General features: G+C 64.8%; 14 protein-coding genes. 7 read left to right on the top strand and 7 right to left on the bottom strand.

The window, feature by feature from the left end; translation table 11 throughout:
- Complete coding sequence (locus tag EJ070_RS11640; RefSeq protein ID WP_126091495.1) at window positions 1-423, bottom strand: lysozyme inhibitor LprI family protein; 423 nt, start codon at window positions 421-423, stop codon at window positions 1-3.
- Window positions 424-667: 244 nt separating this feature from the next.
- Here EJ070_RS11640 and ykgO point away from each other — a divergent pair, with 244 nt between their 5' ends.
- The 3 genes from ykgO (at window position 668) to EJ070_RS11625 (ending at window position 2,758) form a co-directional block, all read left to right on the top strand.
- On the top strand, window positions 668-793 hold the full coding sequence (ykgO, locus tag EJ070_RS11635; protein WP_040974291.1) for a type B 50S ribosomal protein L36: 126 nt from the start codon (window positions 668-670) through the stop codon (window positions 791-793).
- Between the two features lie 123 nt (window positions 794-916).
- Window positions 917-1,528, top strand: a complete 612-nt coding sequence (locus EJ070_RS11630; protein ID WP_126091494.1) for a hypothetical protein — start codon at window positions 917-919, stop codon at window positions 1,526-1,528.
- Between the two features lie 162 nt (window positions 1,529-1,690).
- The gene (locus EJ070_RS11625; protein ID WP_126091493.1) at window positions 1,691-2,758 is read left to right on the top strand and encodes an alpha/beta hydrolase; all 1,068 of its coding nucleotides are present in this window, start codon (window positions 1,691-1,693) and stop codon (window positions 2,756-2,758) included.
- Between the two features lie 266 nt (window positions 2,759-3,024).
- Here EJ070_RS11625 and pyk read toward each other — a convergent pair whose 3' ends face one another.
- Together pyk and EJ070_RS11610 are read right to left on the bottom strand one after the other, a co-directional pair.
- Window positions 3,025-4,452 carry a pyruvate kinase gene (pyk, locus tag EJ070_RS11615; RefSeq protein ID WP_126091492.1) on the bottom strand — a complete coding sequence of 476 codons (1,428 nt, stop codon included), beginning with the start codon at window positions 4,450-4,452 and terminating at the stop codon, window positions 3,025-3,027.
- A complete protein-coding gene (locus tag EJ070_RS11610; RefSeq protein WP_189350488.1) occupies window positions 4,449-5,003 on the bottom strand; it encodes a DUF1036 domain-containing protein in 555 nt (184 codons plus the stop codon). Before EJ070_RS11610 ends, pyk begins: the two co-directional genes overlap by 4 nt.
- Window positions 5,004-5,183: 180 nt before the next feature.
- On the opposite strand from EJ070_RS11610, the gene EJ070_RS11605 reads away from it, so the two are divergent.
- Window positions 5,184-5,981 carry an N-formylglutamate amidohydrolase gene (locus EJ070_RS11605; RefSeq protein WP_126091490.1) on the top strand — a complete coding sequence of 266 codons (798 nt, stop codon included), beginning with the start codon at window positions 5,184-5,186 and terminating at the stop codon, window positions 5,979-5,981.
- 25 nt (window positions 5,982-6,006) lie between these two features.
- Entirely contained in the window at window positions 6,007-6,315 is a 309-nt protein-coding gene (locus EJ070_RS11600; RefSeq protein WP_126091489.1) for a DUF1244 domain-containing protein, read from the top strand.
- A gap of 232 nt (window positions 6,316-6,547) precedes the next feature.
- Here the strand turns inward: EJ070_RS11600 and EJ070_RS11595 are convergent, their stop codons facing one another.
- Window positions 6,548-7,141 (bottom strand): hypothetical protein, encoded by a 594-nt coding sequence (locus EJ070_RS11595; RefSeq protein WP_126091488.1) that lies wholly within the window; start codon window positions 7,139-7,141, stop codon window positions 6,548-6,550.
- Window positions 7,142-7,320: 179 nt separating this feature from the next.
- Between EJ070_RS11595 and EJ070_RS11590 the strand changes: the two genes are divergently transcribed.
- Window positions 7,321-8,502, top strand: coding sequence for an MFS transporter (locus EJ070_RS11590; RefSeq protein ID WP_126091487.1), 1,182 nt, complete (start codon window positions 7,321-7,323; stop codon window positions 8,500-8,502).
- Here EJ070_RS11590 and EJ070_RS11585 read toward each other — a convergent pair.
- A complete protein-coding gene (locus EJ070_RS11585; RefSeq protein WP_126091486.1) occupies window positions 8,460-9,374 on the bottom strand; it encodes a LysR family transcriptional regulator in 915 nt (304 codons plus the stop codon). The two genes, EJ070_RS11590 and EJ070_RS11585, sit on opposite strands and share 43 nt — an antisense overlap.
- A 97-nt stretch (window positions 9,375-9,471) precedes the next feature.
- Here EJ070_RS11585 and EJ070_RS11580 point away from each other — a divergent pair, with 97 nt between their 5' ends.
- Window positions 9,472-10,428, top strand: coding sequence for an SDR family oxidoreductase (locus tag EJ070_RS11580; protein WP_126091485.1), 957 nt, complete (start codon window positions 9,472-9,474; stop codon window positions 10,426-10,428).
- Window positions 10,429-10,489: 61 nt separating this feature from the next.
- Here EJ070_RS11580 and EJ070_RS11575 read toward each other — a convergent pair whose 3' ends face one another.
- On the bottom strand, window positions 10,490-10,648 hold the full coding sequence (locus EJ070_RS11575) for a DUF3309 family protein (RefSeq protein WP_126091484.1): 159 nt from the start codon (window positions 10,646-10,648) through the stop codon (window positions 10,490-10,492).
- Window positions 10,649-10,746: 98 nt separating this feature from the next.
- Window positions 10,747-13,923 carry an efflux RND transporter permease subunit gene (locus tag EJ070_RS11570; RefSeq protein ID WP_126091483.1) on the bottom strand — a complete coding sequence of 1,059 codons (3,177 nt, stop codon included), beginning with the start codon at window positions 13,921-13,923 and terminating at the stop codon, window positions 10,747-10,749.
- Between the last annotated feature and the right edge of the window lie 64 nt (window positions 13,924-13,987).

Below are 13,987 nucleotides of genomic sequence, written 5' to 3'. Positions count from 1 at the left end.
TTACTGCATATCCTGATCTTCGTCCTCGTCCGGGCTGGCGCAGCTCGGATCGCCGTCCTTGCAATTGGCACCGGAGGTGAGCTGCTTGGTGCGCTCGTTGGTCAGCTCCGTCAGGCATTGCGAAACCTCCATCGGATAGATGGAGCCGCCCTCGCTGTCGGCGGCCGAATAAGCGCATTCGGCGTCGCGGAACGCGATCCAGGCGCGCTGCGCCGTCTGCAGCAATTTGTTGGCTTTCTCGTCATTTCCGCTGACGATATCCTTGTAGGCGGCGTTGAGCTTGGCGTCGGCCGCCTCATAGTCGGCGTTGGCGCAGATATTCATCATCTGCTGGCTGTCGTCGTTGCGGTCGCACTCCTGCCCCCAGGCCGCCGGAGCGGTTGCCACGAGCATAAGGCAGGCTGACAAAAACAGGCGGCGCATGCCGGATCTCCCAATCGCTTCGCGTTGCGGCACCTTTCCAGCCGGCCTTGAGTCGCGCAATGCCAGGTCGCCGCGATGGCGAATATTTGATGATGTGGGCTCCTGCGCCGGTTATACGGCGCGCTTGCGGTTGACAGGAGCAAGGCTCCTCGTTTATGAGCCACGCAAGTTCAAAGGCGCGCTTTTTCCGGGCGCGCCTTTAAAATTCGGCCCGGAACCGGGCCCCGACCGGATAGGCAAGACCATGAAGATCAAGAATTCGCTCAAGGCGCTCAAGGCGCGTCACCGCGACAACCGGCTGGTTCGCCGCAAGGGACGCATCTACATCATCAACAAGACTGCTCCGCGCTACAAGGCGCGCCAGGGCTGAGACTTGCGCGCGGCGCCACAAACGAACCAAGCGCCGCGCCCGTTTGATGTCGATTGCCGGTTCGCCGGCCCTCTCACGCTAAAATCATTTTGACGATCCGCCGTCCGGCATTAGATTCCGGCGATGCGGATTCTTTTTGCTTCTTTCGCCGCTCTGCTCCTTTTCGGCCTGCCCGCGTCGGCGGAGGAGCCTGCCTCGCCGCCCGCCGCCACGCCGCCGCCCGCCCTCACGCCGCCGCCGGTCGCCTCGACCAGGCAGGGCCGCCTTGATCAGCTCTTCACCGACCTGAAGCGTGAGCGCAACGAAAAGGCGGCCGAACGGATCGCCGGCCGCATCTGGAATGAATGGAACCAGTCCGGCAGCGCCTCGATCGACCTGATGATGCAATGGGCGCAGAAGGCGACGGAAGACCAGAAATTCGACGTCGCACTCGACTTCCTCGATCAGGTGGTGACCTTGCAGCCGGGCTATGCCGAAGGCTGGAACCGCCGCGCCACCGTGCATTTCCTGATGAAGAATTACGGGAAGTCGATGGCCGACATTGACCACACCTTGCAGCTCGAACCCCGCCATTTCGGCGCGCTCTCCGGCCTGGCGCAGATCATGGCCGAAACCGGCCACAAGCAGTCGGCGCTGGAAGCCTGGCAGAAGGTGCTCACCATCTATCCGATGATGCGCAGCGCTCAGGACCAGGTCTCGACACTGTCGGAAGAGCTGGCCGGCGAGGGTATTTGATTCCTTTAAGGCAGTAGGGGAGTAGGGCAATAAGGGAGTAGGGTAGAGATTGGCCAGGAAACAGCTCCCCTACTCCCCTACTCCCCTACTCCCCTACTCCCCTACTCCCCTACTCCCCTACTCCCCTAAACTAACTTCCCGCCACTTCCGTATCTCCTCCGCATGAACCTCATCTGCGCCGCGTTTCTCTTCCTCATTGCGCTCATCTTCGCCCTTGCCGTCGTCACCCGCGCCGGCGCTTGGCTGATCGAGCGTCGCAACCCGCCGGCCGGCGCATTCATCGACATCGATGGCGCCCGCATCCACTACGTCCATATCCCGGCGCCGGCCGGCGCCGATTTGCCCCCGATCGTCTTCATCCATGGCGCCAGCGCCAACCTCAAGGACCAGATGCTGCCGATGAGGCCGCTGCTCGAAGGCCGCGCCGAGATGCTGTTCCTCGACCGCCCCGGCTTCGGCTGGTCCGAGCGTGGGCCGGGCAACAACGAAACGCTGGCGGCGCAGGCCGACACGATCGCCACGCTGATGGACCGCCTCGGTATCGAAAAAGCGATCATCGTCGGCCATTCTTTCGGCGGCGCGGCCGCCACCGCCTTTGCCCAAGCGCATCCGGAAAAGACGCTCGGCCTCGTTTTCCTGGCGCCTGTCAGCCATCCTTGGCCAGGCGGCGCGACCGCCTGGTATTACAAACTGACGGCCACTCCGGCCGTCGGCTGGCTGTTTTCCGAGACGCTCGCCTACCCCGCCGGCATGCTGCAGATCGGCAACGCGACGGCCTGCGTCTTTTCACCCAACAACCTGCCGGACGACTACATCGGCAAGGCCTCGATCCCGCTGGTGCTGCGGCCGCCTGCCTTCCGCGCCAACGCCCGGGATATGGCTCAGCTCTACGATTATGTGCGCCAGGCCTCGCCGGACTACTGTGAAATCAAGGCGGCGACTGTCGTCATCTCCGGCGACCGCGACAAGGTGGTCTACGCCACCATCCATTCCGTCGGTCTCGAGCGCGATATTCCCGGCGCCGAACTGGTCTGGGTCCGTAATCTCGGCCACAAGCCCGACTGGACCGCGCCCGACCTTGTCGTCGGCGCCATCGAGAAGATCGCAGGCATGCCTGTCGACCTGCAAGCCATGGCAAGAATGGTGGAAGGCCGGATAGCCGGCGACACGCAGGGCGCCGGCAGATTTCCGGAACTCAGGGCTCCAGACGCCGAGCTGGCGCTGGGCTGAGCAGTTTCACCGCCGTGCTTGAAAGACCTCAATGCAGCGCTGCCCCTCATCGCCCTGCCGGGCACTTCTCCCCGGATAGTGACGGGGAGAAGAACGCTGTCATCGCCGATTTCGCCAATCGCCAACGTGGGAGCAATGGCGCTGACGCCAAAGCTTCTCCCTTCTCCCCGTCACTATACGGCGAGAAGGTGCCGGCAGGCGGATGAGGGGCGGCGCCGACCTTGAAAAGGTTTCAAACGGCGGTCACAGCAGACCAGCTCTTACGGCTAATGCGTCTCCGACCCCACATAGGCAATACGCAGCATGTTGGTCGAGCCGGGCGTCCTCAGCGGCACGCCGGCGGTGATGATGACGCGATCGCCCGGCTTGCCGAAGCCTTCGTCGAGGGCGATGCGGCAGGCCCGGTCGACCATGTCGTCGAGGTCGATGGCATCCTCCGAAACCACGCAATGCGTGCCCCATAGGAGCGACAGCCGCCGCGCCGTGTTGACGATCGGCGACAGCGCCACGATCGGCACCTGCGGACGCTCGCGCGCGGCGCGGAGCCCAGTGGTGCCGGAGGCGGTGTAGGTAATGATCGCCGACAATTTCAGCGTCTCGGCGATCTCGCGCGCGGCGAGCGAGATCGCGTCCGCGCCGGTCGCTTCCGGCTCCGAGCGCTGCGCGTTGATGATGCCGGCATAGGTCGGGTCGGTTTCGACCTTGGTGGCGATGCGGTTCATCATGGCGACCGCCTCGACCGGATAGGCGCCGGCCGCGGATTCGGCCGAAAGCATGATCGCGTCCGCGCCTTCGAACACGGCGATCGACACATCCGACACTTCGGCGCGGGTCGGCACCGGCGCGGTGATCATCGATTCCAGCATCTGGGTAGCGATCACCACCGGCTTGCCGGCGCGGCGCGCGGCGCGCGTGATCTGCTTCTGGATGCCGGGCACGGCTTCGAGCGGCATCTCGACGCCGAGATCGCCGCGCGCAACCATCAGCGCGTCGGACAGCTCGATGATCTCCGGCAGACGGGCGACCGCCTGCGGCTTCTCGATCTTGGCCATGATCAGCGCGCGGCCGCGCGCGATCTTGCGGGCTTCCGCCAGATCCTCCGGCCGCTGCACGAAGGACAGCGCCACCCAGTCGACGCTCGCCGCAAGCACCGCGTCGAGATCGGCGCGATCCTTCTCGGTCAGCGCGCCAACCGGCAGGTCGGTGTCGGGCAGGCTGACGCCCTTCTTGTCGGAAATGCCGGTGCCGGCGACGACCGTGCAGGTGATTGACTTGCCGTCGCTCTTCACCGCCTTGAGCTCCAGCTTGCCGTCGTCGATCAAAAGCCGGTGACCGGGCTCGACCGAGCTCAGGATTTCCGGATGCGGCAGGTAGACCCGGCTGGACGTGCCGGGTTCCGGATTGTCGTCGAGCGTGAAGGTCTGGCCGACGGTCAGCGCTTCCTTGCCGTTGGCGAACTTGCCGACCCTGAGCTTCGGTCCCTGCAGGTCGGCGAGAATGCCGATCGGTCGGCCGACGGCCGCCTCGACGGCGCGGATGCGGCCGACCAGCGTGCGCATCAGCTCGTGGTCCGTATGGCTCATATTGATGCGGAAGACATCGGCCCCAGCTTCGAACAGCTTTCGCAGCATCTCCTCGGACGAGGAAGCCGGACCGATGGTGGCGAGGATCTTGACCTTGCGGATACGTCTCATTGACTGTTTGTTCCCGGAGCAGGGGTCGCTGGCGCGCCTCCCGTTGCGGGCTCGTCGGTCAGCTGGACCATCCAGCTTGCCTGCTCGCCCGTGTCATATTCCTGAAATCCGGCGCGCTGGAAGCCCCGGGCGACGCAATCATTCACGCCGGCAATCTTGAACTCTTTTTCGGCGACGCACATGTTGATCGGGCCGTCCCAACGCCCGCCGCGCTCGGCGTCTTCTGCATAAAGATAGTAAAACCTTGATGACAGCGGTCCCTCGATCAGCGTCTTGCAGGTCGATCCTTCGATGTGCCACCAGCCCTCGGTGATCCAGCCGGCCTTGGCACGATAGCCGATGCCGACGCCGACCAGGTTTTGTGTCGCGTTGCAGACGCGGAAGTCGGCGCGGGCAGGCGAGGTCGTGCAAAGCGCGCTGAGACCCGCGCCAACGATCAGGAGCGGCAGGGCCAGGCGCTTGCGCAGCCTGCCGGCGAAAACCATTCCAAATCCCCTCACGAACCACATCGGCATCTCTCGAAGCCCCTTTTCAGCAAACTCCGGGCGCATGTCAACGCGCCGTTTTGTTCAATTCCAATCGATTTAGAGAGGCCCGGCGCGTGGTAAGTCGTCCCCATTCGGGATTTTTTGCAGAAACCGTGGCCAAACAACGGCATTGCGCCTCAGTCCTCTTCGTGGAATGACGATACCACCCTGCCCGGATGCCAGCGACCGACCCATTTTCAGCCGATGACCCGATCCACAGTTTTCGCGCCTTTCGATATCGTCGAGGGCGACCGCAAGAAAGGCATCGTGCTTCTGGCCGATCACGCCCGCCGCGACCTGCCGGAGGAGTATGGCAGCCTCGGCCTACCGGCTGCCGAGTTCGAGCGCCACATCGCCTATGACATCGGGGTCGAGACGGTGACGCGCGAGCTGGCGGGGGCGCTCGACGCGCCGGCGGTGCTTGCCGGCTTCTCGCGGCTGTTGATCGATCCCAACCGGGGCGAGGACGACCCGACGCTGATCCGTCAGCTCTATGACGGCACCATCGTGCCGGGCAACTATCCGATGGCCGCCGAGGAGCGGGAGCGGCGTCTCGACCGCTTCTACCGGCCCTATCACGACGCCGTCGGCGCCATGATCGCTTCCGTGGCGCACGCCTCGGGGAAAGCGCCGTTCATCTTCTCGGTGCATTCCTTCACCCCGCGCATGCAAGGCTTCATCCGGCCCTGGCATGTCGGCATCCTGTGGGACCTCGACGACCGCGTGGCGCGGCCGCTGATCGACATGCTGGCTGAGGACGAAAACCTCGTCGTCGGCGACAACGAACCCTATGACGGCGCCTTGCGCGGCGACACCATGTTCCGCCACGCCATCGTCAACGGCTACGCCCACGCGCTGATCGAAATCCGCCAGGACCTGATCGCCGACCGCGCCGGCGCTCTTGCCTGGGCCGAACGGCTGGCGCCGATCGTTGACGCCATCGACCGCCGTGCCGATATACACCAGGTGAAGATGTTCGGCTCGCGCACCGGGCCAGCATGAAGGCCGTCAGGCCGGGAACAGACAAATGACCGAACTCAGCGACGAGCAGAAACGCGATTTCGAGGCCGCAGCCTTCCGCCGGCTGGTCGATCACCTGCGCCAGCGCGGCGACGTCCAGAATATCGACCTGATGAACCTCGCCGGCTTCTGCCGCAATTGCCTGTCGAACTGGTATCGCGAGGCCGCCGAGGCCGATGGCGTTGCATTGTCGAAGGATGAATCGCGCGAGATCATCTACGGCATGCCTTATGCCGAATGGCAGGCGCTCAACCAGACCGAGGCGTCGGACGCCAAGAAGGCGGAGTTCGAGGCCAAGCGCCCCAAGGATCACTAGAGCAATTCCAGGAAAGGTGTGAAACGGCTTTCCGTCCGGAATTGCGTCAAAACAAAGAGATAGAGCGGGTCGCCGTTTCCGTGAAACGGTCAACTGCTCCTAGAGCAATTCCAGGAAAAGTGTGAGCGGTTTTCCGTCCGGAATTGCGTCAAAACAAAGAGATAGAGCGGGTCGCCGTTTCCATGAAACGGTGAACTGCTCTAGCGGAGCCCTCGATCCTGCGTTGAGGCCCCTAACCGGCTCGGCCCAACGCTATGGCCGACCCCGTGAACGGCAGCACCAGATCATAACCGGCCGGCGGCGGCACGATCGGCGTTGCCGCGGAGGTGCCGAACTGGGTGACGCCCTCGCCGAGATGGCTCGCCAGATCATGGCGGCCGCCGCCGAACTCAAACGCAGTGCTGGCGAGCAGGCGCGCGGAGAACACGTTGGTGCCGATCAGTTGCACCATCGTCGTGCCGGCGGAGACCGCGACCGTCGTGCCCGCCACCAGGCTGGTGCGGCGGAAGGTGGCGATGCATTCGCCTTGCTCGAACGAAGCTGGATCGTCGAAGGTCCCCATCGGCCGGCGCTGCAGATAGAGCGAGAACTCTCCCACCGGATCGAGCCCGAGCGACAGCGCGCCGTTGTCGATCCCCGGTGCCTTGAACGGCCTTGCGGCGAAAGTGAAATGCGCTGCCGTCTCGGCGCGCTTGCCGTCGAACAGCGGCACGTCGGGGAAAGGCAGATGCAGGAAATATCCGTAGTCGGCCACTGCGCCATCCTTGGCGCGATAGAAGCGGCCGGTGGCGTACCAGGCGAGTTCGGCGGGAAACAGAGCGGTCATGCGGCGGTCCTGTGATGTCTTGGGAATGGACACCGCGACTGTGCCGCGTTCCGGTGCGGGCGGGAAGCGCCGGATTGCCGACGCGCTTGGCCCAAGCGCTTTCGGCCGGCAGCGCTTGACTGAAGATTGAATCGATCTAATTTGCCGCAAAAATCGGGCGGCGCACCGGATTTCAGAGCATGAGCCTGCAAACCACAATGCAATCCGCGACGCGCGGCCGCTGGGCAGTTGCCGGGATTTTCCTTGCCAATGGCTTCCTCACCGGCAGTTGGGCGCCGCAGATCCCGGTGTTCCTCACCCGTCTGGACATTTCGAAATTCACGCTCGGTCTGCTGATTCTTTTGTTCGGCGTCGGCGCGGTCATGGCGATGACCTGGTGCGGCCATCTCATTTCCAGGCACGGCTCGCGCACAGTGCTGCGCTGGTTCGGCCTCTGCGGCAGCTTCGGCCTGCTGGTCGTGGCGCTGGCGCCCAACGTGCCGCTGGCGGCAATCGCCATGCTTGTCTTCGGCGGCTCGATCGGCGGCATGGACGTCGCCATGAACTCCAACGCCGTTATCGTCGAGCGCCGGCTTTCCCGCGCGATCATGTCGTCCTCGCATGGCTTCTGGAGCCTGGGCGGCTTCGCCGGCGGCGCGCTCGGCGGCTACTCCATCCAGAATTACGGCCATCTCGCCCACGCCATCGTGGTGACCGTGATCGCCTTCGCCATCATCGCCCTTGCCATTCGTTACCTCGTCGCCGAGGACAGGCCTCGGGTCGCCGAGCACCAGAAATTCGCGCTGCCGCGCCACCCAATCGTCTATCTGGTCGGGCTGATGGCGCTGCTCACCATGGTCTCCGAGGGTGCGGTGCTCGACTGGGCGGCGCTCTACCTCCATCAGGAGCTCGGCGCCGATCTTGCGATTGCAGGTCTAGCCTACGCCGCTTTCTCCGGCGTCATGGCGCTGATGCGCTTCCTGGGCGACGGCGTGCGCAACCGCTTCGGCGCCGTGGCGACGCTGCGCGGCTCGGCCCTTGTCGCCGCCGCCGGCATGCTGGTGGGGGGCCTCTCGCCCTCGCCTTATCTTGCCATTGCCGCTTTCGCCTTCTGCGGCTTCGGCATCGCCAACATGGTGCCGATCCTGTTTTCGGCCGGCGGCAACCAGGAAGGCATGTCCTCCGGCACCGGCATGAGCGTCGTCACCACCATGGGCTATTCGGGCATTCTGGTGGCGCCGTCGGCGATCGGCTTCGTCGCCGAGCGATCGAGCTTCGGCCCGATCTTCGTCGCGCTCTCCGGCCTGCTGGTCGTCGTGCTGTTGATGGCGAGCCTCGCTCACCGGGCCGAGTTCGCCCCCGCTCCAGCGCCGGCCGAATAGCGCTTCAGCTCCTCATGCAGGAAATCCGCCACGCGGCGGATGCGCATGCTGGTGCGCACGTCGCGGTGCATGGCGAGCCACACCGGCAACACGGGCAAGGGAACCTCCGGCAACAGCGTCTCCACATCCGGGTCGCGGTCTGCCAGCGGCTTCTGGCCAAGGCCGATGCCATTGCCCGTCCGCACCGCCTCCCAGAGCACGATCTGGTTGTCGGTCCTGAAGCGGAAGTGGCTGCGGCCGACCGGAACGCCGAAGGCGGCGAAGCCGCGAATGATCTCGTCGCTGCGGTCGAACCCCACCAGGGCATGATCGGCGAGGTCTGCTGGTTTTTCCGGCCGGCCGTGTCGCTCGAGATAGGATTGGGCTGCACACAGGCAGAGCCGAATGTCGGTGACCTTGCGCGCCACCAATTCGTTCTGCGCCGGCCTGACCATGCGGATGGCGATGTCGGCATCGCGGCGCAGCAGGTTCTCGACCTGGTTGGAGGCGACGATCTCGACCTCGATGCCCGGCTCCTCCTCGCCAAGGCGCGCCGTCAACCGCGGCAGCACATAGGCCGCGACCACCTCCGAGGCGGCAATCCGCACCGTGCCTTCGATCGCCTCGACCGATCCCAGCGCCAGCAGCGAGAAGGCATTGGCCTGCTCGCTGACCGCCCGGCCGCGCTCATAGAGCACGCTGCCGGCTTCCGTCAGCTCGTAGCCGCGCCGCCCGCGCCGGAACAGCGTGACGCCGAGCGCCTGCTCCAATTCGCCGATGTGGCGGCCGAGCGTCGGCTGGCTGGCTTCAAGGCTGCGCGCGGCCGCCGAAAGGCTGCCGGTCTCGGCGACCGCCACGAAGCTCTTGATCAGGTTCCAGTCGAATTCATTCATTCATTTTTGAATATCAGATCGCCAGATTCAGTCAATTTCCATTCGTTTCCGGAGTGTCCAGATTAGGCGGGCAAAACGCAAGCAACGGAGACAAACAATGACCAAGATCGCAATTCTGGGCGCCAATGGCCGGCTCGGCCGCGTGGTTGGCAAGGCCTTCATCGACGCCGGTTTCGACGTCCGCGCCGTCACCCGCACCGGCAAGGTGCCGGCCGAGATCAAGGGCGCAACCGCTGTCGCCGGCGATGCTTTCGACCGCGAGTCCCTGATCCGGGCAACGCAAGGCGTCGACATCATCTTCAACGGCCTCAACCCGATCTACACCGACTGGGGCAAATGCCTGCCGATGGCCGAGAACGTCATGGCCGCCTGCCGCGCGAATGGCGCGCTGCACCTCTTCCCCGGTACCGTCTACAATTACGGCTCGCCGATGCCGCAGGTGGTCACGGAGGAGACGCCGTTCCATCCGACCACCGAGAAGGGCCGTATCCGCTGCGCCATGGAAGATCTGTTCCGCCGCGAGGCCGATGCCGGCCGCGTGCGCACCATTGTCCTGCGGGCCGGCGACTTCTTCGGCGGCACCGGCACCGGTTCCTGGTTCGACCTCGTCGTCGCCGCCAAGATGGAGAAGGGCGTCTACACCGCGCCCGGCCCGGCCGACCTCGTGCACGAATGGGCCTATCTGCCGGACTTTGCGGTCGCCTTTGTCGGACTGGCGCGCAACCTCGACAAGCTCGGCTCCTACGAAGCCATCAACTTCCCGGGCCACGCCGTCACCGACCTCGACATCAAGGCTGCGGCCGAAAAGGCGCTGGGACGCAAGCTCAAGCTCTCTTTCATGCCCTGGTGGGTGCTGCGCGCCGGCAGTCCGTTCGTGGCCATGTGGCGCGAGATCGTGTCGATGTCCTATCTGCGCTTCGAGGCGCACCGGCTGACCTCGACGCGGCTCGAAGAAATCATCGGCGAAATCCCGCACACGCCGCTCGACCGGGCGGTGGCGGAAGCCATCCAGGATATCGGCATCGCCGTCGCGCCCTCGCGCGAGGCCGCCTGATCAAGGCAAGGAGCGTCCTGGAAATGAAACGGCCGGGCTCTGAAGCCCGGCCGCAAATCGATCAGACCCGGCCCAACAGCAACATGATCAGCAGAATGACCAGGATGACGCCGACGATCCCCGATGGGCCGTAGCCCCAGGCCCGCGAATGCGGCCAAGCAGGCACTGCGCCGATCAGGATCAGGATCAGGATTATTACAAGAAGTGTACCGATCGTCATGAAAAGCCCTCGCCGTCTGGTTGAACTTCAAGGGAACAATGCAAAAAGCCGCCCGGTTGTTCCCGGACGGCTCTTCGCATTCGGGCTTCGAAATCCCGCTATTCCGCGGCTTTCGGGAAGGCGACGTCCGGCTCGGCGTTGGCTTCCTTGGCCGGTTCGTCGGTCACGACCTTGCCCTTGCCGAGGCGGAACAGGCCGCTGAACCAGCCGCGCCGCGCGCCGGGCTTCACCTTGGCGCGGGTGAACACCATCAGCATCGAAGGCGTCACCACCAGCGTGAGCAAGGTGGCGAAGGACAGGCCGAACACGATCGCCGAGGACAGCGAAATCCACCATTGCGTCGACGGCGCGTTGATCGTCGTCTCGTGATGGAAGATTTCGAGGCCGAGGCCGAAGGCGATCGGCAGCACGCCGAGGATGGCCGAAACCGCCGTCAGCACCACCGGCCGCGCGCGCTCGCGGCAGGTCTGCAGCACCGCGTCCATCTTGTCCCAGCCTTCCTCGCGCAGCCGGTCATAGGTGTCGATGAGAACGATGTTGTTGTTCACCACCACGCCGGCGAGCGCGATGACGCCGATGCCCGACATGACGATGCCGAACGCCTCGCCTGTCAGAAGCAACCCGAGGAACACGCCGATCGTCGCCATGACCACGCAGGACAGCACGAGCCATACGCTGGTGAACTTGTTGAACTGCGCAAGCAGCACCAGGAAGATCAGGAAGATCGCCGCGCCGAAGGCCTTGCTGAGGAAGGCGCTGGCTTCCGCGCTGTCCTCGTTGGAGCCGGCGAGCTTCCAGCGGATACCGCTGCCGAGATCCATGTCGGCGACGGCCTTGGTAACCTCCTGCTGCACCGCCGCCACCTGCGCGCCGGCGCTGACATTGGCCTGCACTACCACGGTTCGCGCGCCGTCGATGCGGTTGAGGATGCCGACCGTCGGCTCGGGCTTCCTGACGACGAAATTCGAGATCGGCACCGATCCTTGCGAGGTCTGCACCCGAAGCTCGTCCAGCGTCGACAGCGTGCGCCGGTCCTCCGGCAGGCGCAGCCGGATATCGACCGCGTCGTCGGCGCCGGCCGGCCGGTATTCCGACAGCTTGAGGCCATTCGTCACCAGTTGCACCACCGTGCCCACGGAGGTCGGGCTGATGCCGTACTGCGCCGCCTTGGCGCGATCGACATCGAGCGCCCAGTCGACGCCGGGCGGCGGCAGGCCGTCCGAAACATCGATGACGTTGGGTATCTTGGCGATGCGCGCGGCGACGGCGCGCGCCTTGTCGTCGAGCCCGGCAGGATCCGCGGCCGAAAGCCTGATCTGGACCGGCTTGCCGGTCGGCGGACCGGCTTCGGGCACGCGCACCTCGACATCGACGCCCGGAATGCCGGCCATGACGCCGCGCAGATCGTTGAGGATCTGGTTGGCGGACTTGCGCTGGCGCCAGTCGACGAATTCGTACTGGATGACGCCGACGACATCTTCCGGAATGTCCTGGCCGCCGCCTTGCGTCTTGCCGACGCGCGTATAGACCGATTTCACCCCCGGCCAGCCGAGCAGCCGGCTTTCGGCGGTCCTGGTGGCGGCGTCCATTTCGGCCAGCGAAAGGTTGCCGCGGGCATGCACGTAGAGCAGGCCGTAATCCGGCTCGACATTGGGGAAGAACTCGACGCCGGCGCCGTATTTCGAATAGGCGAAGCCGACGCCGACCAGCAGGCCGACGGTGAGCAGGATGACGGTGATCGGGAAGCGCACCGCCTGCTTGACCAGCGCCATGTACCAGCCGTCGCGATTGCTCTCCTCATGATGCGCCGGCGCCTTGGCGAAGATGGCGCCGAGCGTCGGCGCGAAGACCAGCGCATAGAGCATCGAGGCAGACAGCGTCACGATCAGCGTGATCGGCATGTACTTCATGAAGTCGCCGATGATGCCGGGCCAGAAGAGTAGCGGCGAGAAGGCGGCGATGCGCGTCATCGTCGCCGCGATCACCGGGCCGGCCATGCGCTTGGCTGCAAGCGCGAAGGCGTCCGCCTTCGGCATGCCTTCGGTCATGCGCCGTTCCGCGAATTCGGTGACGATGATGGCATCGTCCACCAGCATGCCGACCGCCAGGATGAGGCTGAACAGCACGATCATGTTGATCGTGTAGCCCATCATCGCCAGCAGCAGGATGCCGATCAGGAACGAGGAGGGGATGGCGAGGCCGATCAGCAGGGAGGCCCGCCCCGATAGCGCATAGAGGATGACGATGAACACCAGGATGACCGCGATCATCACATGGTTCTGCAGGTCGCCGAGCAGCTGGTTGACGAAGACCGACTTGTCCTGCGTGTAGGTGACGTGCATGCCCTCGGGCATTGTCTTGATGAAATTGTCCGACACCTCCCTGACATGGTTCAGCGTGTCGATCAGGTTGGCGCCGATGCGCTTCTTCACCTCGATGGCGATCGCCGGCTTGCCGTCGAGGCGGGTCACCGTCTCGGCGTCCTTGAAGGTCGAGCGGATGGTGGCGATATCCTTGGCCTGCACCACAGCGTTCGGCGTGGCGACGACCGGCAGGTTGGCGACATCCTCGGGCGTCTCGATCAGCGACGGCACCTTGACCGCGTATTTGCCTTCGGATCCTTCGAGGTTGCCGGCCGCGACCAGGCTGTTGGAGGCGCCGACGCCCTGCATCACCTGGTCGAGTTGCAGCCCGTAGGAGGAGAGCTTGACCGGGTCGACGACGACTTCGACCAAATCGTCGCGCGCGCCCTGCAGCGAACCTTCCAGCACGCCCGGCACTTCCTCGATGCGGTCGCGCAATTCACGCGCCGCGGCCGTCAGCACGCGCTCCGGCACGTCGCCGGAAAGTGTCACGACGAGAACCGGGAATTCCGAGACGTTGACTTCGTTGACCGTCGGCTCCTCGGCCGCCTGCGGCAGGTCGGCCTTGGCATCCTGCACCTTGCTGCGCGTATCCTGCAGCGCCGTCGCCAGATCGGTCTGCGGCTGGAATTCGACCAGCACATAGCCGCCGCCCTGGAAGGCGGCCGAGCGCATCTCCTTCAGCCCCTTGAGGCTCTTGAGCTTGCTCTCCATCGGCCTCAGCAGCAGGCGTTCGGAGTCCTCCGGCGAGATGCCCTGATAGATCAGGCTGACATACATCATCGGAATCGGAACGTCGGGTTCCGCTTCCTTCGGCGTCGACTGATAGGCGACCCAGCCGGCGGCAAGCAGGAACATCAGCGCCGATATTGTGAGGCGGGCGTTGTGGATGGCGAGTCTGACGATATCCATGACCTATGCCTGCTGTTTCCATGTGAGCGGCGACGTTGACCGGCGGCGCCGGGACAAGCCCGGC

Origin of the sequence: Mesorhizobium sp. M1E.F.Ca.ET.045.02.1.1, assembly GCF_003952485.1 — a bacterium.
Lineage (GTDB): Bacteria > Pseudomonadota > Alphaproteobacteria > Rhizobiales > Rhizobiaceae > Mesorhizobium.
Note: the sequence above shows the minus strand (reverse complement) of the source record. Positions and strands in the feature narration are given on the sequence as shown.